Annotated in this window: 19 protein-coding genes and 1 pseudogene; 8 read left to right on the top strand and 12 right to left on the bottom strand. The window is 52.6% G+C overall.

Features of this window, described 5'->3' with window-relative positions; all coding sequences use genetic code 11:
* Positions 1–10: 10 nt before the first annotated feature.
* Positions 11–1102: an iron-sulfur cluster carrier protein ApbC gene (gene apbC, locus LX59_RS02560; RefSeq protein WP_144570288.1), complete on the bottom strand. Its 1092-nt coding sequence runs from the start codon at positions 1100–1102 to the stop codon at positions 11–13.
* A 338-nt stretch (positions 1103–1440) separates the two neighbouring features.
* Between apbC and metG the strand changes: the two genes are divergently transcribed.
* From metG to LX59_RS02540, 4 genes and pseudogenes are all read left to right on the top strand, one after another.
* A complete protein-coding gene (gene metG / locus LX59_RS02555; protein WP_144570287.1) occupies positions 1441–3486 on the top strand; it encodes a methionine--tRNA ligase in 2046 nt (681 codons plus the stop codon).
* Between the two features lie 78 nt (positions 3487–3564).
* Positions 3565–3753: pseudogene (locus LX59_RS16110) on the top strand (RnfABCDGE type electron transport complex subunit B); the annotation flags it as partial.
* A 719-nt stretch (positions 3754–4472) separates the two neighbouring features.
* Positions 4473–5111 carry an endonuclease III gene (gene nth / locus LX59_RS02545; protein ID WP_144570285.1) on the top strand — a complete coding sequence of 213 codons (639 nt, stop codon included), beginning with the start codon at positions 4473–4475 and terminating at the stop codon, positions 5109–5111.
* 109 nt (positions 5112–5220) lie between these two features.
* On the top strand, positions 5221–5400 hold the full coding sequence (locus LX59_RS02540; RefSeq protein WP_144570284.1) for a PA3496 family putative envelope integrity protein: 180 nt from the start codon (positions 5221–5223) through the stop codon (positions 5398–5400).
* Between the two features lie 83 nt (positions 5401–5483).
* Here LX59_RS02540 and gloA read toward each other — a convergent pair whose 3' ends face one another.
* The 3 genes from gloA to LX59_RS02525 form a co-directional block, all read right to left on the bottom strand.
* Positions 5484–5876, bottom strand: coding sequence for a lactoylglutathione lyase (gene gloA / locus LX59_RS02535; protein ID WP_144570283.1), 393 nt, complete (start codon positions 5874–5876; stop codon positions 5484–5486).
* Positions 5877–5980: 104 nt separating this feature from the next.
* Positions 5981–7198 (bottom strand): argininosuccinate synthase, encoded by a 1218-nt coding sequence (locus LX59_RS02530; protein ID WP_144570282.1) that lies wholly within the window; start codon positions 7196–7198, stop codon positions 5981–5983.
* Positions 7199–7291: 93 nt separating this feature from the next.
* Positions 7292–8227 carry a flagellar protein MotY gene (locus LX59_RS02525; RefSeq protein ID WP_144570281.1) on the bottom strand — a complete coding sequence of 312 codons (936 nt, stop codon included), beginning with the start codon at positions 8225–8227 and terminating at the stop codon, positions 7292–7294.
* A gap of 185 nt (positions 8228–8412) precedes the next feature.
* Here LX59_RS02525 and pyrC point away from each other — a divergent pair, with 185 nt between their 5' ends.
* Both pyrC and rnt read left to right on the top strand, forming a co-directional pair.
* On the top strand, positions 8413–9456 hold the full coding sequence (pyrC, locus tag LX59_RS02520; RefSeq protein ID WP_144570280.1) for a dihydroorotase: 1044 nt from the start codon (positions 8413–8415) through the stop codon (positions 9454–9456).
* Positions 9453–10121, top strand: coding sequence for a ribonuclease T (gene rnt, locus LX59_RS02515; protein ID WP_144570279.1), 669 nt, complete (start codon positions 9453–9455; stop codon positions 10119–10121). Before pyrC ends, rnt begins: the two co-directional genes overlap by 4 nt.
* A gap of 70 nt (positions 10122–10191) precedes the next feature.
* On the opposite strand, the gene phnA is transcribed toward rnt, so the two are convergent.
* The 4 genes from phnA to LX59_RS02495 are packed head-to-tail and all read right to left on the bottom strand — an operon-like array spanning position 10192 to position 13936.
* A complete protein-coding gene (gene phnA, locus LX59_RS02510; RefSeq protein WP_144570278.1) occupies positions 10192–11442 on the bottom strand; it encodes a phosphonoacetate hydrolase in 1251 nt (416 codons plus the stop codon).
* A gap of 35 nt (positions 11443–11477) precedes the next feature.
* Positions 11478–12287: a phosphonate ABC transporter, permease protein PhnE gene (gene phnE, locus LX59_RS02505; protein WP_144570277.1), complete on the bottom strand. Its 810-nt coding sequence runs from the start codon at positions 12285–12287 to the stop codon at positions 11478–11480.
* Positions 12280–13053: a phosphonate ABC transporter ATP-binding protein gene (locus tag LX59_RS02500; protein ID WP_144570276.1), complete on the bottom strand. Its 774-nt coding sequence runs from the start codon at positions 13051–13053 to the stop codon at positions 12280–12282. The genes phnE and LX59_RS02500 overlap by 8 nt, the downstream gene beginning before the upstream one ends.
* Position 13054: 1 nt before the next feature.
* Positions 13055–13936 (bottom strand): PhnD/SsuA/transferrin family substrate-binding protein, encoded by an 882-nt coding sequence (locus tag LX59_RS02495; RefSeq protein ID WP_144570275.1) that lies wholly within the window; start codon positions 13934–13936, stop codon positions 13055–13057.
* A 135-nt stretch (positions 13937–14071) separates the two neighbouring features.
* On the opposite strand from LX59_RS02495, the gene LX59_RS02490 reads away from it, so the two are divergent.
* A complete protein-coding gene (locus LX59_RS02490; RefSeq protein ID WP_144570274.1) occupies positions 14072–14746 on the top strand; it encodes an FCD domain-containing protein in 675 nt (224 codons plus the stop codon).
* Positions 14747–14803: 57 nt separating this feature from the next.
* Here LX59_RS02490 and thrC read toward each other — a convergent pair whose 3' ends face one another.
* From thrC to LX59_RS15835, 4 genes are all read right to left on the bottom strand, one after another.
* Positions 14804–16213, bottom strand: a complete 1410-nt coding sequence (thrC, locus tag LX59_RS02485) for a threonine synthase (RefSeq protein ID WP_144570273.1) — start codon at positions 16211–16213, stop codon at positions 14804–14806.
* 91 nt (positions 16214–16304) lie between these two features.
* On the bottom strand, positions 16305–17609 hold the full coding sequence (locus LX59_RS02480) for a homoserine dehydrogenase (protein WP_144570272.1): 1305 nt from the start codon (positions 17607–17609) through the stop codon (positions 16305–16307).
* Between the two features lie 53 nt (positions 17610–17662).
* Positions 17663–18256, bottom strand: a complete 594-nt coding sequence (locus LX59_RS15840; protein ID WP_246118659.1) for an RNA-guided endonuclease InsQ/TnpB family protein — start codon at positions 18254–18256, stop codon at positions 17663–17665.
* On the bottom strand, positions 18256–18582 hold the full coding sequence (locus LX59_RS15835) for a hypothetical protein (protein WP_246118658.1): 327 nt from the start codon (positions 18580–18582) through the stop codon (positions 18256–18258). Before LX59_RS15835 ends, LX59_RS15840 begins: the two co-directional genes overlap by 1 nt.
* A 344-nt stretch (positions 18583–18926) precedes the next feature.
* On the opposite strand from LX59_RS15835, the gene LX59_RS02470 reads away from it, so the two are divergent.
* On the top strand, positions 18927–24947 hold the full coding sequence (locus tag LX59_RS02470) for a hypothetical protein (protein ID WP_144570271.1): 6021 nt from the start codon (positions 18927–18929) through the stop codon (positions 24945–24947).
* Positions 24948–24996: the final 49 nt, after the last annotated feature.

Below are 24996 nucleotides of genomic sequence, written 5' to 3'. Positions count from 1 at the left end.
AGGCCCTGAGTTAGGGTTCAATTTCAATCATTGGCATTGGATCTAAACGCTGATCCAACTGCGCCAACCTAGCGCCTACCAAACGAGCCAACTGCTGATACAACAGGGCAATGGGGCTTTCAGGCTCTGCAATGACAGTAGGACGACCTGCATCAGCTTGGGTGCGAATATCCATAGCCAAGGGTAAGGAAGCAAGCACACCAACCCCATATTGGCTGGCTAGCTTTTCACCCCCTCCAGTGCCAAACAGATGCTCCACATGCCCACATTGGGTACAGACATGCACGGCCATATTTTCCACAACCCCTAGCACGGGAATATTGACCTTGTGGAACATTTCAATTCCTTTACAGGCATCCAACAGGGCGAGGTCTTGTGGTGTGGTCACAATTACCGCTCCTGCCACCGGAACCTTTTGAGCCAAGGTTAGTTGAATATCCCCCGTTCCCGGCGGCATATCTACAATCAAATAGTCCAAATTGTCCCAAGCGGTCTGATTGATCAGTTGCAGCAAAGCTCCAGAAACCACCGGGCCACGCCATACCATCGGGGTACGATCGTCAGTTAAGAAGGCCATGGACATTAACTGCACTCCATAAGCCTCTAGGGGAACAAACCATTTTTGGTCACGAACTTCGGGGCGTGTGCCTTCAGGGATTCCAAATAAAATCCCCTGACTCGGGCCGTAGATATCAGCATCCAAAACCCCAACCCGGGCCCCCTCACGCATCAGAGCTAAGGCCAAATTAGCCGCTGTGGTGGACTTGCCCACACCACCTTTACCCGAGGCCACCGCAATAATATTTTTAACTTGGGCTACAGCAGGCACACCCACAACCCCGGAGTGACTGGGTATGCTCCAACTGATTTCGACTTGAGCCTGATCTACGCCCTCCAAATGCTCTAACGCCATGCGCAACATCTGGGCCCAACCATTTTTAAACTGGGCGGCGGGGTAGTTTAATTCGAGCTGTACCAAGACCCGTCCGTCTTGAATCTCCACAGACTTTAGACAACCCGCGCTGACAGGATCTTGATCTAAATGGGGATCACTCAAACGGGCTAGGGTCGCCTCAACCAATTCACGGCTCACAAAACTCATAATTGCACCCTCAAAAATGGCAAAGTTAAGCCGTATTTAGCGGAACACGCACGGTAACAAAATGTATACCGCATCAGAACTAAACCCTTAAATTCGAGTGAAGTCTTGCAAAAAATAGCCTTAGATGCCAAATATCTGCTGATGAAATCCATTTTCTAGCATTTTTATGCTATACCAGCGCCGTATTTCAATACTGCACACAACTCAATTAATAGCAGAGTGCTAGTTTAAAATACCAGCCTTTCTATTAACCGCCGTCCCTCCCTAAGAGCGGGTGAAAAAAGCTACATAACTCGCTATAGTGGCCCACTTCCCCGCTTTCCCAGATTAAGTCGATCATGTCTCCTACTCGCCAGATTCTCGTTACCAGCGCCCTGCCCTATGCCAACGGTTCGATTCATTTGGGTCATATGTTGGAGTACATCCAGACCGACATTTGGGTGCGCTTCCAAAAACTGCGCGGCCATCAATGCTGGTACGTCTGTGCCGATGATGCCCACGGCTCTGCCATTATGCTGCGGGCCGAGAAGGAAGGTATTACTCCAGAGCAATTGATTGCTAAGGTTCAGGCCGAACACACTGCCGACTTTGCCGATTTTGGCGTGGCCTTTGATAACTACCACTCCACCCACTCGGAAGAAAACCGCGCTCTGTCGGCGGCGATCTATCTTAAGTTACGTGATGCGGGCCATATCAACACCCGCTCCGTAACCCAGTATTTTGACCCCGACAAAGGCATGTTCCTCGCCGACCGTTTTATCAAGGGGACCTGCCCTAAATGCGGCGCTGAAGATCAGTACGGCGATAACTGCGAAAAATGCGGCGCTACCTATGCGCCCACGGACTTAAAAGATCCGCGCTCAGCGATTTCCGGGGCTACACCGGTACTTAAAGACTCCAAGCACTTCTTCTTCAAGCTGCCGGAATTTGCCGCCATGCTGAAAGAATGGACGCGCAGCGGTGCCTTGCAAGAAGCGGTGGCCAACAAAATCGCCGAATGGTTGGACAGCGACACCGGCCTGCAAGAGTGGGACATCTCCCGCGATGCACCCTACTTTGGTTTCGAGATTCCCGACGAGCCCGGCAAATACTTCTATGTGTGGTTGGATGCCCCCATTGGCTACATGGCCAGCTTCCAAAACCTGTGCGCCAAATGCCCTGAACTGAGCTTCGATGCGTTCTGGAACAAAGACTCCAGCGCCGAGCTGTACCACTTTATCGGCAAAGATATCGTCAACTTCCACGCCCTGTTCTGGCCTGCGATGTTAGAAGGAGCTGGGTTCCGCAAACCTACCGCCCTGAACGTCCACGGCTATCTGACTGTGAATGGGCAGAAGATGTCCAAGTCGCGCGGCACCTTCATCAAGGCGCGCACCTATCTGGATCACTTAAATCCGGAATACCTGCGCTACTACTACGCCAGCAAGCTGGGCCGTAGCGTGGATGACCTCGATCTGAACCTCGAAGACTTCGTGCAAAAGGTCAACGCCGATCTGGTGGGCAAGGTGGTCAATATCGCCAGCCGCTGCGCCGGCTTTATCCTCAAGGGCAACGAAGGCGTTCTGGTGGATGCCAATCCAGAACCGGAACTCTGGGCCACGTTCCAACAGGCGGCCCCCTCCATTGCCGAAGCCTACGAAGCCCGTGACTTTGCCCGTGCGATGCGCGAAATCATGGCACTGGCTGACCGCGCCAATGCTTGGATCGCCGACAAAGCGCCTTGGGCCCTGAACAAGCAAGAAGGCAAACAGGCCGAGGTTCAGGCCATTTGCGCGCTGGGCGTGAACCTGTTCCGCCAATTGGTGATTCTGCTGAAACCCGTGCTGCCTAAGCTGGCCAGCGATGCCGAAGCCTTCCTCAGGGTCGCGCCTTTGAGCTGGACTGATTTGAGCACACCCCTAGCCAACCATCAGCTCAACGCCTTTAGCCCCCTAATGACCCGTATTGAATCTGCAAACATTGATGCCATGATTGAAGCCTCTAAAGAAGACCTCGCCGCTGAAGCTCCTGCTGCGCCTGCGGGTAACGGCGAACTGGTGAAAGAACCCCTCGCCCCCGAAATCAACTTCGATGCCTTCGCAGCCGTAGACCTGCGGATTGCCTTGATTGAAAAGGCCGAATTCGTCGAGGGTGCGGACAAGCTGCTGCGTCTGACGCTGGACATCGGCGATGCCAAGCGCAATGTGTTCTCCGGCATCAAGAGCGCCTACCCAGACCCGAGCAAGCTGGAAGGCCGCTTGACGCTGTATGTGGCCAACCTCGCGCCGCGCAAAATGAAATTTGGCCTGTCCGAAGGCATGGTGCTGGCGGCTGGCCCCGGCGGTGAGGAAATCTTCCTGCTCAGCCCTGATGCGGGCGCTAAACCCGGTCAGCGCGTTCACTAACACAAGTCGTTAAGAAGGCTCTTGTCTGAGTCTTCTTAACGGCGGCTCCACTCCCTCAGCATGAATACAACAACCTCCTCCCCCACACCACAAGTGGCCTTCATCCGGGAAGATGAGTGCATTGGCTGCACTAAGTGCCGCAATGCCTGTCCTGTGGATGCCATTGTGGGCAGCACGCGCTTTTTGCACACCGTAATCACTGCCGACTGTACGGGCTGTGCGCTCTGTATAACACCTTGCCCGATGGACTGCATTGAGTTACGCCCCGCCATGCAGCCCGTAGAAAACGCACGAGTTGACTGGCTCAAGCAACGCAAACTTAAGCGTGTCGCCGCCCAATTTGGGGAAACGACAAACGCCTCAAAAACTCCGGTTCTCTTCAACCCAACCCCAAAACCTGTAGTAACTAAAACAGCGGACGAGCACCAAAAGCTTAAAACCGCCGTCAGTATGACCCAGGTTGCCCTAAGCAAGGCAGAGCAGCAATTTAAACGCCGCCCAAGCCCTGTTTTAGAAGCTCAGATAGCCAAGCTACGTCTGGCCGCTCAACAGGCTCAGGAGCGCTTAAATCAGGCACTTACGCCCAGCCCCCATCTCGCCGCTAGAGATGAGCTTCATCAGGCCAAAGTCCATCTAGTCGAACAGCGGGCCGCTTTAAAACAGGCAGAGCAGCGCGGAGTGACAGAGGCTGAGCTAGCACCGCTACGTCAAGCCGTGGCGAAGGCTGAACAAGCGCTCCATCAGGCCGAAGCCTCAACTGAGCGCCCGCAACCGGAGCGCGTCCTCAGCTACAAACAGCCGGTCTCTACCCAAGTGCGGGATTTAAAAACTGAATTGGCCTTAGCGCGCGCGGCGGTACATAAGTTTGAGCGGCAGCCCCTGACTGATCCGGCCGTTTTACAACAAGCGCGTATTCGCTTGCAGAAGGCTGAGCAGCAACTGGCCGATTACCTTGCCCAATCTTCAACCCCTGAGATGCCCTCCGCATGAATGCCGCTCAACGTCACACACTCTACCAGCGACTTCAGCAAGACAACCCGCACCCGCGCAGTGAACTGGTGTATCAGTCGCCCTTTGAGCTGCTGATTGCAGTGATTCTGTCTGCTCAAGCAACAGATGTAGGCGTTAACAAGGCCACCGCTAAGCTCTACCCAGTGGCCCACACCCCCGAAGCCATTTATGCCCTTGGTGTTGAAGGATTAACGCCCTACATCAAAAGCATTGGCCTGTATCGAGGCAAAGCCAAAAATATCATTGAGACCTGCCGCCTGTTGCTAGAGCGGCATCAAGGCATGGTTCCCCAAACCCGAGAAGCATTGGAAGCACTCCCCGGAGTCGGTCGAAAAACCGCCAATGTGGTACTCAATACCGCCTTTGGCCAACCGACCTTAGCCGTAGATACCCATATTTTTCGGGTCAGTAACCGCACTGGGCTCGCATCCGGCAAGAACGTGTTGGAAGTTGAGCGCAACCTATTACGCAACACGCCCAAAGAATTTTTGATGGATGCTCACCACTGGTTAATCCTACACGGGCGCTACGTTTGCAAGGCACGCAAGCCCCAATGCGGTAGCTGTCGGATCGAAGATTTGTGCGATTTTCCCGACAAAACAACAAGCGATTAATTTTTTAAAACAAATCAATCAGCCTGATTGAAAAAATCTTTTTTACCGACTCGAACTTTGTGGTTATAAGGTGCGCGAAGAGCACTTGCTTAGCTATGGAGTAACGCACGTGGCTGACAAAGACGATATCGAGCTTGAAGACGATTTTCTTGCTGATGAAGAGGCTGACTCCTCTGACGCGCCGGTCGAGGTGGCTAAAAACAATTTGACCAAGCGTCGGGTGATCGACAATTTATTAGAAGAGCGTCGTTTAAAAAAACAACTGGCTGATTATGACTACGATCTATGATCAAGTGATGAACGCCCCATTTCCTTGCCTGCCTAACTAAGAAAAACGCCCTGTAGTACAGGGCGTTTTCATTACCCGCCTAATTAATCGCCTCGGCTGGGAGATAACAGCTCAATGCGATAGCCGTCTGGATCTTCCACAAAAGCTAAAATACTGCTGCCGTGCTTCATAGGGCCAGCTTCGCGCACAATCTTGCCCCCCCGTGCTCGAATGTCCTCACAGGCTTTGTACACATCATCCACCTCCAGCGCGATATGGCCAAAAGCGGTGCCTAACTCGTACTGAGTCACACCCCAGTTATAGGTCAGCTCAATCACGGCTTGTTCCGCCTCATTGCCATACCCCACAAAAGCCAGCGTAAATTGGCCATCGGGGTAGTCTTTACGACGCAACAGGGTCATGCCCAAGACATCGGTATAAAAAGCTAGGGATTTCTCCAGATCGCCAACACGTAACATGGTATGCAATAGGCGCATATTCGGATTCTCCTCAGGGTGTAAAACAAACCCCGGCTCAAGGCCGGGGCTGTTTTTTATATAGGCTATCTATCAGCAAGATTTCACAGGCTGATTATAGCCTCTTATAAAGGACTGCGGCCTTTGCCCGCCGCAATACGCATCCGCAGCGCATTGAGTTTAATAAAGCCCGCCGCATCAGCTTGGTTGTAAGCACCGCCGTCCTCTTCAAAGGTGGCGATGTTGGCATCGAACAGAGAGTCGTCGGATTTACGGCCGGTGACGATGACGTTGCCTTTGTACAGCTTCAGGCGTACCACACCGTTCACCGTGGCTTGGGAGGCATCAATCATTTGTTGCAGCATCAGACGCTCAGGGCTCCACCAGTAGCCGTTGTAAATCAGACTGGCGTATTTCGGCATCAGCTCGTCTTTTAGGTGCGCTACTTCACGATCCAAGGTGATGGATTCGATGGCACGGTGGGCGCGCAGCATGATGGTGCCGCCGGGGGTTTCATAGCAGCCACGGGACTTCATACCTACATAGCGGTTTTCTACGATATCTAGGCGGCCAATGCCGTTTTCACCACCGATACGGTTTAATTCGGTCAATACCTGAGCGGGGCTCAGCTCCTTACCGTCAATGGCGACAATATCGCCCTTACGGTAGGTCAGTTCGATATAAGTGGGGGTATCAGGAGCGGCTTCTGGGGATTTAGTCCAGCGCCACATATCCTCTTCGTGCTCGGTCCAAGTGTCTTCCAGCACGCCGCCTTCGTAGGAAATGTGCAGCAGGTTGGCATCCATGGAGTACGGGGATTTTTTCTTACCGTGGCGCTCAATCGGGATGGCGTGCTTGTCAGCATAGTCCATCAGTTTTTCGCGGGATAGCAGATCCCACTCACGCCAAGGAGCAATCACCTTAACGCCGGGCTTCAGGGCGTAAGCACCCAGCTCAAAGCGCACTTGGTCGTTACCTTTGCCGGTGGCACCGTGGGATATGGCATCCGCACCGGTTTCGTTGGCAATTTCGATCAGACGCTTGGCGATCAGCGGACGGGCGATGGAGGTACCCAGCAGGTACTCACCTTCGTAAAGGGTGTTGGCGCGAAACATAGGGAACACGAAGTCACGCACAAACTCTTCGCGCAGGTCATCAATGTAGATTTCCTTAACGCCCAAGGCTTGAGCCTTGGCACGGGCCGGCTCCACTTCTTCGCCCTGCCCCAAATCAGCGGTGAAGGTTACAACTTCACACTGGTAGGTGTCCTGCAACCATTTCAGGATCACTGAGGTGTCCAGGCCACCAGAGTACGCCAGAACCACCTTCTTTACATCGGCCATTGCCATCCACTCCCGGAGGATTTACGGAAAGGGTCGATTCTACATGCTCCATGCGGTGCTTTATAAGAGGCGGGCTTTATAAGAGATTAGACCTCACAAGCTGGCTGCCGTGTGTGCCTGAGCTGCTTTGTTGTCTGGACTACCCCCTGCCGGAGCGCTGGGCGGTGTGGGTTGAGGCGTTACCCGTTCCGCTTTTAGGGTCACGCGCCGATTTTTAGCCCGATTAGCCTTGGAGTTATTGGGTACCAGCGGATAACGCTCGCCGTGAAAACGCAGAGTAATCTGTTCCGCCGGAATTCCTTTAGACACCAGATAATTCTGCACCGCTAAAGCCCGCTGCCGTGATAACTCCCGATTAGTCAAACGATCACCGCTGTTATCTGAATGTCCATCCAACTGGATATGGTTTACGCTGGGGTCAGCTTTAAGGTAGATCAGCAAATGATCCAAATTACGCTGAGCCTGTTCACTGAGCTCAACATCGCCCCCGGTAAAGCTCAACTGCATTTGACTGACTTGATCAAAATTGACCGGTAATAGCTTAGCTGTGCACCCCAGATAATCTTGATAGGCCTTTTCAAAACGCACCGGCAGTAAACGCACTTCCAGTGGGCCACCACCGTAGCGTTGCCGATGCTGAACTAAAGGGCTGCGTCCCTCTAATAGTCCACTGAGTAAACGACCTGCCTGTTCAAAAGAACTCGTAAATACCTTATCGCCAGACTGTACCGATACCTGCCCAAGGGTCACATCGGTACGCCCAGGCTGCCAAGGAGCCGCAGCAGCTACTAATTGGGCTGAGCCTTGGCTGAACCAAGGATCATGGGCATGTAACTGAAATCGAGCCGACTCACCAGCGCGCCGCACAAAGCCACCAGACCCAAAACCGGTCACAGGCTGCATCAAACGGCACTCAAACTGATCGCCCTCAACCTGCCAGGCCACCTTTTCCAAGCGGGTCTGGAACGTCAGAGCAGAAAGACTCGAACTCATCAGTAAGCCGATCAGAATTAAGATAAAGGAACGCACGGCACAGGCTCCAGAACTCAAAGGGACTGTTTGATCTATCGACCCGCATAGACAGAACTTGAAGTGTACTCCGGCTTTAGCCGATATAGGAAAACAAAGACTTAGTACCGCCTTAGCACCCTTTATAGAAGCTTTTCCGGTAGCATGCCTGACATCCTTTAAATGAGTTCTTTTTGGAATTTTGCATGATTGATCGACTAACCCTAGTGCGCCCTGATGATTGGCACATCCATCTGCGCGACGGTGCTGCCTTACCCCAAACCGTAGCCGATGCCGCTCGCCAGTTCGGACGGGCCATCGTCATGCCTAATCTGGTTCCACCGGTACGCAACGCCTCAGAGGCCCAAGCCTACCGTGAGCGTATTCTGGCCGCTCGCCCCCAAGGTAGTACTTTTGAACCTCTGATGGTGCTGTATTTAACCGACAGCACCACCCCTGAAGAGATTCGTCAAGCCAGTGCCAGCGGTATCGTACAGGCGGCCAAACTGTATCCCGCCGGTGCTACGACTAACTCCGCCTCCGGCGTTACCGCCATCGACAAAATCTTCCCGGTTTTAGAGGTCATGGCCGAAACAGGGATGAAATTGCTGGTTCATGGCGAAGTAACACGCAGTGAAATTGACGTTTTTGACCGAGAAAAACATTTTATTGACGAGCAGATGACCCGCATCGTCGAGCGCTTCCCCAACTTGAAGGTCGTGTTTGAACACATTACCACCCGTGATGCTGCCCAGTTCGTCACCGAGGCTGGCCCGAACGTAGCGGCTACCATCACCGCTCATCACCTGTTGTACAACCGCAACCACTTACTGGTCGGGGGCGTGCGTCCGCACTTTTACTGCCTGCCGATCCTCAAGCGCAACACGCACCAGCACGCCTTGTTGGATGCGGCCACCAGCGGTAATCCTAAGTTCTTCCTCGGCACTGACTCCGCTCCTCATGCACGCCACGCCAAAGAAGCGGCCTGTGGCTGTGCCGGTTGCTATACCGCCTTAGCCGCCCTTGAGCTGTACGCCGAAGCCTTTGAGCAGCGCAACGCCTTGGATAAATTGGAAGCTTTCGCCAGCCACTTTGGCCCCGACTTCTACGGTCTAGCGCGCAATACTGAAACCATCACTTTGGTGCGTGAAGACTGGACACTGCCGAGTAGCCTTACCTTTGGCGAGCAGGAGTTGATTCCATTACGCGCCGGTGAAACCCTGCGCTGGCGTTTGGAGAACCGCCCATGAGTGACGATGATTTAGACGATCTGGACAACAACACCAACCGCCCACGTACCGCCATGTCGCGCCGCTTTCGCGGCTACCTGCCCGTGGTGGTGGATGTGGAGTGCGGCGGGTTCAATTGCGTCACCGATGCGCTGCTGGAAATCGCCGCCGTAACCGTCAATATGGACGAACAAGGTTTACTCTACCCTGACCACAGCTACTTCTTCCGTGTCGAGCCTTTTGAAGGGGCCAACATTGAAGCCGCCGCCTTAGAATTCACTGGCATCAAGCTCAACCACCCGCTGCGCCAAGCGGTAAAAGAAGACTATGCACTTGGCGAAATCTTTAAGGGAATACGCAAAGCCTTAAAGTCCACTGGTTGCAAACGTGCTGTCTTAGTCGGCCATAACAGCAGTTTTGATTTGGGCTTTTTAAATGCCGCCATCAATCGTTGTGGCATCAAACGCAATCCCTTTCACCCCTTTTCCAGCTTTGATACGGCAACCTTGGCTGGACTAGCCTATGGCCAAACCGTACTGGCCAAAGCCTGCCAAGCCGCTGGAATTGATTTTGATGGTCGGGAAGCCCACTCGGCCCGCTACGACACCGAAAAAACCGCCGAACTGTTCTGCGGCATTGTCAATCGGTGGAAGGAGATGGGCGGATGGGAAGAGTTTGAGGATTAATCCTAAGTTTAACCTCAGCATTCAAAGGCCCGTCATTGGGCCTTTTTTATCACCCAAAAATCCCTAAAACTTACACGACACCATTTAGGGCAAACTCAAACAGGTGGTAGCTTTTAATCTCCCGATGGGCCAGTTGCTGTTTGTATTCAGGGTTTAAGGGGCGATTTAAAATAAAAGGCACTTTGGCTTCACTCAGACCGCCATGTGAGCGTAAGCGATGGCCTTTGAGTCCACTCAGGTCATGCCGCTGAACTGAGCCACCGATGACTACGTTTTTCTGGGCAACCACGACCACATCCGCCTCTCGGTCTTCTGGAAGCTCAAACAGACGACAAGCTGCCGCTTTAGTCAGGGCTAAATCAACCCCTTCTAGGGCAGCAATACGCTCAATAAGCGCCGATACGCTGACCTGCTCCTTTTTCCATACACGCACAAAGCTACCCAAAGCCCCGTGATGCGCCACAAAAGCATCCGTGATTGGACAGATAACCGTGGTTTCCCCCACGCCAAACTCAGCGTCCAAAATATCCTGCAACCAGATTACGTTAGGCTCACCTGCGGCATCGCTTTTATCACTCATACCGTGATCAGCCGTAAGGCCCAGCACAATATCTTCCTGAGCTAAACGGCCAAAAGCTTCATCCAATTGCTGATAGAAATAACGCGCTTCGGCATCCTGAGGCTTCCACTTGTGTTGCACAAAGTCGGTCAACGAGAGATACATCAGCTCAGGCCGCCGCTCTCTGAGCAACTTGATACCGGCCTCCAGCACGAATAAAGACAGCTCCATCGAGTACATGGACGGCTGGGCCATACCGACAAATTCCAGCACTGCCTCAATGCCGTTTTCCTGCACGGTACAGCGATCAGCGTACTCCGATGAAAAGGACACATGGCCTTGGCTAACGTCCAAACCTTTGCCCAATTGTTTGCGCAACTTATCTTTGGCGGTAATGGATACCACCTTGGCTCCGGCGGCGGCAAAACCTGCCAAGAGGGTTTCACCGCGCAGCAACTCCGGCCCGGTCATCACTACCGGCTCCCAAGTTTTCGTATCTAAATAGAAATTTCCTGAAATACCGTGTTGAGCACTGGGTGTCCCCGTAATAATGGACATGTTATTGGGGCAGGTGAAGGATGGCATTGAGCCCATCGCTAGCGTAGAAAATCCCTCACAGATAAAACGCTGAATATTGGGCAATAGACCTTCCGCTAGAAACTGGCTCAGGTATTCAGGATCACCACCATCGATACAGACCACCACTACTGGACGCTTCGGCCACTGATACGAATTGCCGTTGATATTGACGCAACGAGTCATGTTATTTCCTTTGTAAACAACGCAAGAAAAGCCGTTTATTGGCGTTTTTTAAGCAAGGAGGTACGAGCCCGCGAGGAGACTTTTTCCACGCCTAGCACCAGCAAAAAAATCATCAGAATGATGGTGGCCGCCTGATCGAAGCGGAAAAGCTCCATTGAGGTCGCCAGTTCAGCCCCAATGCCCCCTGCGCCCACCAATCCCAAAACCACGGATGAGCGCACGGCTTTCTCCAGAGCAAACAAGCCGGTATTGATAAGGCTTGGCATACTCATGGGTAAGATCGCGCACAGAATTACCGAGAGCTTAGAAGCACCGATTGCTGCTAAAGCCTCGGGCGGGCCTTCTTCAACTTCCTCAATAGACTCTGCAAAGAAGCGCGCGCAAAAACCAATGGTGTCCATTACCAAAGTCAGGGTGCCAGCAAAAGGGCCCAACCCAACGGAAGCCACGAAAAATAAAGCCCATGCTAAGTCAGGAATGGTGCGGATAAAGCTGACCAGACTGCGTATGAACGCGCGTACGACCTGATGGGGCGTATAGTTGCGAGACATCAGCACGGCCAGCGGTAGGCTGATCCCAATACCGATTACGGTGCCCACCAGAGCCATTTGGAAGGTAACCCATACCGAATACATCATCGGTTGGAGGCGATCCGTTGCCGGCGGCATCATCTCAGAAGCAATTTTGGCCATATTGGGTAGGCCCGTGAGTAACTCCGACACTGAGATGCCCGCCGCTGAAATCGACCAAGCCAGTAGTGCGACAAAGGCTAAAAAAGCCAGTAGCGAACCGGGGCTGGGCCGTTCAAAACGCGCTGGGAGATTGACGGGAGATTTTTCAGTCATACATCCCCCGCAATTGTGATGCGCTCAGGCTGTGACTGGCCGCATCAAGACTGAGGCCGAAATTCTGAAGGCCCAATACCCGATCCGCATATCGCACTGCATGTTCTAGGTGATGTGTCACAAATACCAAGGTTAGCGATTGGGTGTGTGCTAGGTTGGAGAACACTTGCATCACATCCTCACCGGCTTGCGGGTCTAAGCTGGCCACCGGCTCATCAGCGAATATCATGTCGGGCTTTTGCATCAAGGCCCGCGCAATAGCAACGCGTTGGGATTGCCCACCAGAAAGTTCACCGGCCAATTGCTTGGACAGATGCGCTAGCTTGACCTGCTCCAAACAATGCAAGGCATACTCACGATGCTCACAGGCAGCTATCCCTTGAAACCACATACGCGGAGTTCTGGCCCAAGCCATGCCGCCGTGCAATACGTTGGTCAGGACGGAAAGACGATTAACCAAATTATGCTTTTGGAAGATAAAGCCAACTCGAGAGCGCACCCTCGACAAAGCCTGACCACGTAGCCCGCTGATGTTGTGGTTACCAAAGTACACCTCTCCGGTATCTGGCTCGATCAAGCGCATACAGCAGCGCAATAAGGTACTTTTACCGGCTCCGTTTCCCCCAATAATGGCTACCCGCTGCCCCTGCGGAATATCAAAGGAAACATCCGACCAAACTGGATGAGTCGCACCCGCAAAACACTTACTAAGGCCATGTACCCGCAACGCAACACCCTCACCGGGATGATTGATGGATACGGACATGTCAGTTACCGATGAATTCTGAATATTCGGGATAACCGGCTGTGCGATACATAGTGCGTACGAGGTTGTAATCCTTGTCAGCGATCGACATCAAAAAGCGCATGCCTTGATAGCGTTTAACGTAATCGCCGCCCTGAGCGATGCTGGCAATCAGGCTTGCTGAGTGATCTACAATGGCCTTACGCATTTGCTCTAAGGTCTGCTGCGGTACATGCTCACCGACCATCAGCAAATCGTTAGGTAAGTCCCCACTACGAGCCAAAACTCGGTAGGCGTTTTGCTGATCCTTGGGTTCTTGGGCCAAAAAGCCTTCTAGGTCAGATCGGCCCATACCAACTGCTTGAAGGTCGCCCTTCTTCAACCCTTCCCAAGCTAAACGCAGATTAGTGTGCGTGATCTGGGTGTCCTTCAAGGGTTCCAAACCAGCACTCGCTAGCAGCTGAATAGGCCCTAGGTGACGCGAAGTAGATCCCACCGAGCCCACACCAATCCGTTGGCCCTTAAGTTCTTGTATCAAAAAAATCGGGCTATCGGCCTTAACCACCACCAAAGAGTAATAATTGGGACGGTAAAGCCCCACCACCACCTTGGCATTGGCGCGCTTTTGCATCACCACATACTCGGCTGGCCCCGCCAACAAAAAATCCACCTTTTTAAAACGCAAGGCTTCCAAGGCCGCCGTGCGGTTCGTAACCGGTAGAAAATCAATCCCAAGGCCAGTAACCCGCTCCAATTCTTTTTTGAAAGGCTCAAACTCTCGCTGTAATTCCTCAAGACCCACAAGATCTGTCACCGCCAGTTTGATGTTTTGCGCCTGAACGCTCACAGCGCTGACTAATAACAAAACGCTCAAAACGGCATGGGTTATTCGCTGACGTAGCATGCTGTATCACCTCCTCAGATAAGACCAGTACAGCTCCATGCTAAGAAGCTTATATTGCATATTGTTGACAATTTACAATAGCGAGATCGAATCAGCTACAATTGCTCGGCCATCGCTCTAACGCTAGGGATGCCTATGAATGCTCCAGAAACCATCAAATTGCTGCGTACACAGTCTCTAACCAACCTGGTGCATGAGGAGTTGGAGCGCCGAATTGCAGCGGGACAGCTACTTCCTGGTACACCTCTGCGTGAAGCCAGTATCGCGACCGATCTGGGCATTTCGCGGGGGCCCGTGCGCGAAGCCTTCCGCATGCTGGAAGAGCGCGGTTTAGTGGAGTTTGAAAAAAACTGCGGCGTTCGTGTTCGGCAACTAGACCTTGAACAGGCCATGCAGATTTATCAGGTACGGATTCCGCTGGAGGCCCTAATTGGCGAATTAGTGGCACATAGGTTAACGCCAGAAACTCACGCATCCCTGCAACAGGTAGTGGAGCAAATGAGGCTGACGGTGACACGGCAGGACATTCCTTGTTACACGGAGCTGAACTTTCTCTTCCATGATCTGCTGGCTAAATACACCGCTAACCCAAGTCTTTACGACACGTACCGGCGTTTGGTTGTGCAGCTTAAGCTGTTTAGAAGCTATACCTTTCGGCACAATCCTGAAACCATCGCCCTATCTTTACAAGAACACCAAACCATCTTTGAAACCATCGCCGCACGGGATATTGCAGCGTCCAAAGCGCTTTTGCGTCAGCACGCACAAGACAGCTTGATTCGCCTTCAAGCTGCCTCACAATCTTCCTAACCCCTGAACCTGCTTAAAGAAGCAGGTTCGGGTTGCAGCAATACTTTGTCGCTCCACTTACAGCGGCTTACCCCGATTACCGTGCTGACTGACAAAGGCTTGCACCGCCTTCAGATCATTAGCCAATACGGTGCAACGCTCAGGGCGCTGGAACAGATCGGCCAAATGTGCGGGCAGATTCAGGGTTGCCTTAACTTCGGCCTTCTCCACCGCCTCAGGGAATTTCACCGGATGCGCAGTGCCTAGAATAACCATTGGGATATCCAGACTGCGACGACATTCCCGTGCCGCACGTACACCAATAGCGGTATGCGGATCGAGGATTTCGCCGGTGGTTTTGAACACCTCAGCAATGGTTTCGCAGGTTTGCTCATCGCTGACCGCCAGCGAATCGAACAGACGACGGGCTTCTGTCCAACGATCTTCTTCTACCGACAGCTTGCCGGTGGCTTTAAAGCTATCCAACAAAGCTGCGACTGCCGCGCCGTTGCGACCGTGCAAGTCAAACAGCAGGCGCTCAAAGTTGGAGGACACCATGATGTCCATCGACGGCGACAGCGATGGATGCAGCGTGTCCTTGTCGTAGCGATTACCGGACATAAAGCGATGCAGAATGTCGTTGCGGTTGGTCGCCACAATCAGCTGGCTGACCGGCAGGCCCATATTGCGCGCCAAGTAACCGGCAAAAATGTCGCCAAAGTTACCGGTAGGCACGGAGAAGGCGATGGAGCGCGCTGGGCCGCCCAATTGCAGCGCCGCGTGGAAGTAGTACACGATCTGGGCCATGATCCGCGCCCAGTTGATCGAGTTCACCGCCACCAAACGGATGCCTTTTAGGAATCCTTGATCGGCAAAGCTGGCCTTCACCATCTCTTGGCAATCGTCGAAATTCCCTTCAATGGCGATGTTGTGGATGTTGTCGCCCAGAATGGTGGTCATCTGCCGACGCTGCACTTCCGACACACGGTTGTGCGGGTGCATGATGAAGATATCCACATTTTCGCAGGCTTTACAGCCCTCAATGGCCGCTGATCCGGTATCCCCAGAAGTCGCGCCCATGATCACCACGCGCTCACCACGTTTGGCCAGCACATAGTCCAACAAACGACCTAAGAGTTGCAGGGCAAAGTCTTTAAACGCCAAGGTCGGGCCGTGGAACAGCTCCAACACCCACTCGTTGCCGTTCAGTTGCCGCAGTGGTGCAACCGAACTGTGGGCGAAGTTGGCGTAGGTCGCTTCCAGAATCTTTTTAAAATCGGCATCGGGAATGCTACCCGCCACAAAGGGATGCATCACGCGGAAGGCCAACTCGTGGTACGGCAATCCCGCCCAAGAAGCGATTTCCTCTACCGTAAAGCGCGGCAAGTTTTCCGGCACATAGAGGCCGCCATCGGAAGCCAAACCGGCCAACAGCACATCTTCAAAATTCAGGGCCGGTGCTTGGCCACGGGTACTGATATAACGCATAGATCAAACCTTTAATTAAGCCGATGAAAGCGCTGGAGGCTTAAGGCCGGACGCAAAGCTACCTATTGCGCTCAGCCTCTAGCTTTCAGCCTCAGTTGAGCTGCTCGACACGGATGCGAACGATGGAGCCTGCAACGCCTTCCAGCGCTTCCATCGCTTGGATGGCTTCGTTGATTTTTTGCTCAATCACACGGTGGGTCAGCAGAATTAAAGGCACCAAGCCGTCTTGCTCTTCGGCTTCTTTCTGCATGATGGATTCAATGTTAATGCCGCGCTCCGACAGAATCGTGGCCACTTGCGCTAATACGCCCGGATGGTCTTTAGCCTGAATACGCAGGTAGTAGGCACTCTCACATTGGCTGATGGATAAAATCGGATGAGCGGACAGGGAGTCTGGCTGAAAGGCCAAGTGAGGCACGCGGTTTTCCGGGTCAGAAGTCATGGCCCGCACGATGTCCACCAAGTCGGCCACTGCGGCTGAAGCGGTAGGCTCCATGCCGGCACCGGCACCGCAGAACAGGGTTGGACCGACGGCATCGCCGTGCACCATTACCGCGTTCATTACACCATTGACGTTGGCAATCAGGCGCTCCGCAGGAATCAAAGTCGGATGCACGCGCAGTTCAACACCTTCTTGAGTCCGACGCGCCACGCCTAAATGTTTAATGCGATAACCCAGAGCTTCCGCGTAATTTACATCGGCACTGGTCAGCTTGGTGATGCCTTCGGTATAGGCTTTGTCAAATTGCAGCGGGATGCCAAAGGCAATGGAAGCCAAAATGGTCAGCTTGTGGGCGGCATCAATACCTTCCACGTCAAAAGTGGGATCGGCTTCGGCGTAACCTAGGGCTTGGGCTTCTTTGAGCACGTCCTCAAAAGCACGGCCTTTTTCGCGCATCTCGCTGAGGATGAAGTTGCCCGTGCCGTTGATGATGCCAGCCACCCAATTGATACGATTGCCCGCCAGACCTTCACGAATGGCTTTAATCACCGGAATACCACCGGCTACCGCCGCCTCAAAGGCCACGATCACGCCCTTCTCGCGAGCTTTGGCAAAAATCTCATCACCGTGTACGGCAATCAGCGCTTTATTAGCGGTGACCACGTGCTTGCCGTTTTCAATGGCTTTGAGTACCAAGTCACGGGCCAAGGTATAGCCGCCGATCAGTTCAACTACTACGTCGATTTCCGGGTTATTGACCAGCTCGAAAACGTCTTGGGCCACGGGCGTATTGGCAATATCGCACTTGGGATTGGGTGAGCGCATGGCAATCTGTGCCACTTCAATCTCACGCCCTGCACGGCGGGCAATCTCGCCCGCATTGCGTTTAAGTACATTGAAGGTACCGCCACCCACGGTGCCTAACCCACAGATTCCTACCTTGACCGGTTTCACGCTGATCCTCTCATTCTGCGACGGAATAGCCTTTGTTTGACATCCTCCCCGGCCTAAAGGACAGGGATTCCCACCACTGGACGGCCATGCCCGACCGCGAGAATGTTTTGGGCCGCGTTGATGTCGCGGTCGTGCCTGACACCACAGGCACTGCATGTCCATTCTCTTATTCCAAGTCCTGCGATACCTTTTGGCCTTGAATCGGGCAATGCGCCGCAATTCGAGCAGGTTTGGGTGGTGTACGCCTCGTTCACTGCTTTAAAAACAATGCCTGCGCCCGCGCACTTGTATTCCAGCATGGTTTTCAACATACCCCAACCCACATCCAGTACGGATTTGGCCATCTTGGTTTGAGTGAGTGAGGAAGGTTTTACATGACCAACATAGAGTTCACCGGCACGATTGACCAACTGTCGGCTGAACTGGTGCAGGGCATCTTTGCGTCGGTTGGCTATCTTAGCGTGTATTGCCTGCACACGCTTTTTATTTTTGGCGCGTTGGGCAATGGCCAGTTTGGGCTCTAAGTCACGATAGAAACGGCCTGCTTCCAGTTTCGTGCCATCAGAGCAGGTGGCGGTGTCTTTTAAGCCCAGATCAATCCCAATTTTGTCCTGACCCGCAGGAACAACAGCCTCTACTTCAACCACTACATTGAGTACCAGCGCCCACGAGCATCCTCGTTAAAGCTGCCGGAGCGAAACGAATACTGGCTCAGGCCATAGGAGTCCCACACGTTGAAGTAATGGCCATTGTGGTAAAGCTGTCCATTCTTCCAGCGTGCCGCGCCGGTATTGATGGGTATCCAGCCCAGCGAACGCCGAACCCCGCCCGATTTGCGCCAGTTCAGGCGGGACTTATTAAACTGCTTACGGCGTGTGACGTATTCGCGGGCAATCTCTTGTAAGGTTTGAGAGTGCAACCCCAATTCTTTGTTCGCGCCTTTGGTGTAGGGATGCAGGTCAAAAGCAGACAAAAACCGCCCACTCCCGCGCTATCCATCCCCGCACTAAAGTACGGGATTTTTCGCGCAAGACTGATAAGCCCACTCCAAAGGAGTCGCACATTACGAACCAGACTACGGTTAGTCAATCTATGCGCAGTGGATAGTAAGACAGACTCCAAGAATCATAAAAGCTAGACCATTAATCTCATCCAGAATCTTAAGACGTAGTAGCATTACGATACGCCGCCTCCTTTAAATCAACCCCAGCTATGGGATTTTGCCAACCTCTTTTATCTGTTTTTAAGGTGATATTTATATAAGTGGTGACGCATGGAGGCTGTTCATCAACACGCAAAACTCAGGAAATGTAACTCATGGGTACCGGACGTACTTCAGGCCAATACTCCAATACAGATGCTTTTGCAGCCATAAAAGCTGATGGCTCAGTTGTAACTTGGGGCTATGCCTATTCAGGTGGAGACAGCCGCGCCGTAGCCTCAGAATTAACGGATGTGGTGCAAATATTCTCCACGACTAAAGCCTTTGCAGCCCTAAAAGCCGATGGCTCCGTAGTCACTTGGGGCGATGATAGTTACGGGGCAGATAGCGACTCCGTTTCTAATAACTTAACAAGCGGTGTTGTACAAATCTTCTCCAGTAGCTCTGCCTTTGCTGCCTTAAAGGAAGACGGCTCGGTAGTCACTTGGGGTAACACGGGGACAGGTGGAAGTGGAAATAGTGATGCGGTCGCTGCTCTACTGAGCAGTGGTGTCAAACAAATTTACTCATCAGGGCCGGCCTTTACCACCTTAAATGCCAACGGTGATGTAGTGGCTCATGGAGCCTTTGCAGCACTCAAAGAAGACGGCTCGGTAGTCACTTGGGGGAGTAGTACGGCAGGCGGTAATAGCTCAAGTGTTGCATCAAAATTAACGGATGTGACTCAGATTGTAGCCACAGGCCCCTCACAGCCTCTTGGCGACGATACCGATATCAGTTGGGGAGCCTTTGCCGCCCTTAAACAAGATGGCTCCGTAGTCACTTGGGGTAATAGTTCAGCGGGGGGAAATAGCAACAGCGTTTCTACTGCTCTAACCGATGTCGTCCAAATTTACGCCACCGGATCGGCTTTTGCTGCCTTAAAAGAAGATGGCTCCGTAGTCACTTGGGGTAACAGTTCGGCGGGAGCCGATAGCAACAGCGTTTCTACTGCTTTAAAAGATATTACCCACATCTATGCGACCGACTCCGCTTTTGCGGCACTCAAGGAAGACGGCTCCGTAGTTACTTGGGGGAAGAGTGCAGCGGGGGGGAATAGCAACAACGTTGCTACTGTTCTAACCGATGTTGTCCAAATTTACGTGACCGACTCCGCGTTTGCGGCCCTAAAAGAAGATGGCTCCGTAGTCACTTGGGGGAATAGTGTTGACGGTGGAAACAGCAACAGTGTCAGTTCAAAACTGGCCGCCGATGTTGTGGATATATTTGCCACTGGACAGGCGTTTGCCGCTTTAAAAGCCGATGGCTCAGTGGTCACTTGGGGAGCATCAGAGCAAGGCGGCAACAGTCAAGCAGTAGCGGCTCAACTCAGTAGCGGAGTGATTCAGATATACGCCAACGGCGGTGCCTTCAGCGCCTTAAAAAGCGATGGTTCTGTGGTCACCTGGGGCAACTACGATCAAGGGGGCTCCATTTCGGCCGTTAATACAACGGTGGCGCTTGGAACTATTGAAACCATCTTTTCCAATGACTACGCCTTTGCTGCCCTAAAAACGGATGGTTCTGTAGTGACTTGGGGGAGTCATGAAGAAGGAGGTAATAGCTTAGGAGTTGCCACTTCTTTATCCGCAGGGATCACAACCATTGCGGCAACAGCCACTTCCTTCGCGGCCTTAAAATCCAATGGTTCGGTGGTCACTTGGGGGAATGACTATGGCGGTGACTCCAGCGATGTCACCAACGACCTTACCGGAGTCAAAAAACTATTTGCTACAGAGGGAGCCTTTGCAGCGCTGAAAGAAAATGGCTCTGTAGTGACTTGGGGCGGTGGAAGTGATGAGCCTGAAGCCTTAAACAGCGATGAGCTACAAAAAATCTCGACGGACAGTGCCACTGCAACCCTGAAAAGCAATGGATCTGTTACTACCTCAGGCAATGCAGCTCAGGGAGGAAACAGCAGCAGTGTTGCTAGCTCACTCAGCAGCGGGGTTAAAGAACTATTTGCCAGTAATGGGGCTTTTGCCGCCCTTAAACAAGACGGCTCCGTAGTCACTTGGGGCAGCAGTACCGCGGGCGGAAACAGCAGTAGCGTTTCCACTCAACTCCAAAGCGGCGTAGTCGAAATTTTCGCTACTGACGGCGCTTTTGCCGCCCTGAAAGAAAATGGCTCTGTGGTCACTTGGGGCGGTGGAAGTGATGAGCCTGAAGCCTTAAACAGCGATGAGCTACAAAAAATCTCGACGGACAGTGCCACTGCAACCCTGAAAAGCAATGGATCTGTTACTACCTCAGGCAATGCAGCTCAGGGAGGAAACAGCAGCAGTGTTGCTAGCTCACTCAGCAGCGGGGTTAAAGAACTATTTGCCAGTAATGGGGCTTTTGCCGCCCTTAAACAAGACGGCTCCGTGGTCACTTGGGGCAGCAGTACCGCGGGCGGAAACAGCAGTAGCGTTTCCACTCAACTCCAAAGCGGCGTAGTCGAAATTTTCGCTACTGACGGTGCTTTTGCCGCCCTGAAAGAAGATGGTTCTGTGGTCACTTGGGGCAGCAGCACCACTGGTGGAAACAGCAGCACCGTTTCTACTCAACTCCAAAGCGGAGTTGAAGAACTATTTGCTACTGACGGTGCTTTTGCCGCCCTTAAACAAGATGGCTCTGTGGTCACTTGGGGTGATGATAATTACGGGGCGGATAGTAGAGTCAGCGGGCCTAAAGTCGACCTAGATGGCCAACCTGTGTACAACGAAGACAATGAGCCTGTTCTGATTCTGATACCCAACAGCGAATTAGCTAGTGGTGTAGTAGAAATACGTTCCACTAACTCCGCCTTTGTTGCTCGTAAGGAAGACGGCTCTATAGTTGCTTGGGGGAATAGTGCTACAGGAGGTGACACTAGTAGCGTCGCTAGCAAATTAACCGCGGATATCACCAAAATTTTCGCCACCAAAAGTGCCTTTGCTGCCCTTAAATCAGACGGTTCAGTGGTCACTTGGGGCGATGACTCAAGTGGTGGGGATAGCCGTTATGTAGCCATCGAGCTATCGGAAGGTGTTAAAGACATTTACACCACCGACTCTACGTTTACCGCCGTAAAAAACAACGGAGCTACTGTCAGCTGGGGGGGAAATCTCGTCAACTCCGGAGGAGACCATAGCGAAGTTGTTGCAGAACTCTCCAGCGGTGTAGTGGATATTTACTCCAGTAGCCGCGCTTTTGCAGCGCTCAAAGAAGACGGCTCCGTAGTCACTTGGGGCGAAGATGATGCTGGAGGAAATAGCCATAGCGTGGCCGCCCAATTAACCTCCGGAGTCACTGAGGTAAGTGCCACACTTCAAGCTTTTGCAGCGCTCAAAACTGACGGCTCTGTGGTTACTTGGGGAAATTCTACTGAAGGCGGTAACAGCAGTAGTGTCGCAACGAAACTAGCCTCTGGTGTCACAGGCATTTATTCAAACAATCAGGCTTTTGCAGCCCTAAAAAGCAATGGTTCTGTAGTCACTTGGGGTAAGGATACCGCAGGAGGAAACAGCAGTAGTGTCGCTCTCGACAGCGGTGTTAGCCAAATATTTTCAACGGATTGGGCTTTTGCAGCCCTTAAAACCAATGGTTCAGTGGTGACTTGGGGGGATACTAACTCAGGGGGTAACTCGAAGATTATTTGGCCTCCAGAGAAGGAGGAAGATCCTGTCGATATTTCAAGCAAATTATCCAGTGGTGTCGTTCAAATATTCTCAACCAGCTCTGCGTTTGCGGCACTCAAGACTGATGGTTCTGTTGTTACTTGGGGAGATGCCACATACGGCGGCGATAGCAGCAAGAATGCGTATAGCGGCAAAGATCTGGATTTAAGCAGCGGTGTAGTCAAAATCTACTCCAATAACGAAGCCTTTGCCGCCCTAAAATCCGATGGATCCGTAGTGACTTGGGGCGGGTATTACGGTGGCGATAGCCGCAGTGTTGCCGACCAGCTCTCCAGTGGTGTAGTGGATATTTTCTCCAATAACCGAGCTTTTGTAGCCTTAAAAGAAGATGGCTCCATCGTCACCTGGGGTAATAACAATTACGGTGGAGATCTATCCAGCGTAGCTTCCCAGTTAAGTAGCAACATTGTCGATCTAGCCAGCCCCTACACAGATGGCCCACAAATTGTTAGTACAGAAGGAGATGACATACTCCGTGGCGGAGCTGGAGACAATCGTATTGACGGAAAGGCCGGAAATGACTTGCTAGAAGGCTGGGGTGGCAAAGACACCCTAATCGGAGGCCAAGGTAATGACACCCTAGACGGCGGTACTGGCGCTGATCGTATGGAGGGTGGTAGCGGCAACGATACCTACATCGTAGATAACCCCGGCGATTTAGTGATAGAGCTGTCATCTGCTACAGGTGGCACTGATAGCGTACTGGCCAGTATCAGCTATACCCTAGGCAACTACGTTGAGAACCTAACCCTAACGGGTAGTGCTGCCATCAACGGTACAGGCAATGCTTTAAACAATCTTATTCTAGGCAACAGTGGCAATAATTACCTACGCGGTGAGGGCGGTAATGACACCCTACGCGGTGGTCAAGGCAACGACACCTTAGAAGGGGGTACCGGTAATGATCGTCTGGAGGGCGGCTCCGGGGACGATACCTACATTATCGGTAATGCAGCTACTAACCTCATTGTAGAGGCAGCCAACCAAGGCACGGATACGGTGCAATCCAGCGTCACCTATACCCTTGGTAACCACCTAGAAAACCTAACCCTGACCGGTAATCGCCACATTGATGGTACAGGTAACGCCCTAAACAACCTGATCCTCGGCAACAGCGGCAATAACTACCTACGCGGTGAAGGCGGTAACGACACTCTACGCGGTGGTCAAGGCAACGATACCCTAGAAGGAGGTATCGGCAATGATCGGTTGGAAGGCGGCAGCGGTGATGACACCTACATCATTGGTAATGCGGCTACTAACCTCATTGTAGAAGCGGCCAACCAAGGTACAGACACGGTGCAATCCAGCGTCACCTATACCCTTGGTAACCACCTAGAAAATCTGACTCTGACCAGTAATGCTTCCATTGACGGCACCGGTAATGCCCTAAATAACCTGATCCTCGGCAACAGTGGCGCTAACTACCTACGCGGTGAGGGTGGCAACGATACCTTACGAGGTGGAGCTGGTAACGATACCTTAGAAGGCGGTGCTGGCAACGATCAGCTAGAAGGCGGCAGTGGTGACGATACCTATATCATCGGTAGTGCCACGACAAACCTGATTATTGAAGCGGCTAATCAGGGCATCGACACCGTGCAATCTAGCGTCACCTATACCCTTGGTAATCACCTAGAAAACCTGACCCTGACCGGTAATGCTTCCATTGACGGCACCGGTAATGCCCTAAATAACCTGATCCTTGGGAACAGTGGCGCTAACTACCTACGCGGTGAAGGCGGCAATGACACCTTACGAGCGGGTGCAGGAAACGACACCCTAGAAGGCGGTACCGGTACCGACCGACTGGAAGGTGGTTCGGGCAACGATACTTACATTATTGGTAGTGCCACCACTAACATCATCGTGGAAGCGGCTAATCAGGGTATCGACAGTGTACTCTCCAGCGTCAGTTACACTTTGGGTAACAATCTGGAGAACCTAACGCTGACCGGCAATGCCGTTACAGGGGCGGGTAATGCCCTCAACAATCTGCTGACCGGCAACGCTTCAGGTAACAACCTCAGCGGCGGTGCCGGTGACGATATTCTATATGGTGGTGCAGGCAAAGATAACCTACTTGGTGGTAGTGGCGACGATATCCTAGTAGGAGGGGCTGGAGCCGATAAGCTGACGGGAGGAGAGGGTAACGACCGTTTTGTATTTGAGAGCCTGTCTGACCTTGGCTTAACCAGAGCCCAAAGTGATCTGATTACCGACTTTACTACGGGTGATCTGATTGATCTCTCAGCCTTGGATGCTAACAGTACCACCGCTGCCGATGATGCCTTCCTGTTTATCGGTACGGACGCTTTCAGCAGTAGCGATGCCTCCGGCCAGTTGCGTTATGTGGTGGACGCTGCCAACAACGCTCGCTATCTGTACGGCAGTACCGATGCAGACTCAGATGCAGAGTTCGTCATCACGCTGACGGGTACCAGCACTCTTAGTGTGGATGACTTTGTGGCCTAGCCTTAGGTACATAGAAGGGGGAGCCCTAAGCTCTCCCCTTCTACTAAGC

It is taken from the genome of Azomonas agilis (assembly GCF_007830255.1).
Lineage (GTDB): Bacteria > Pseudomonadota > Gammaproteobacteria > Pseudomonadales > Pseudomonadaceae > Azomonas > Azomonas agilis.
This window is presented reverse-complemented; position numbering and strand designations above follow the sequence as displayed.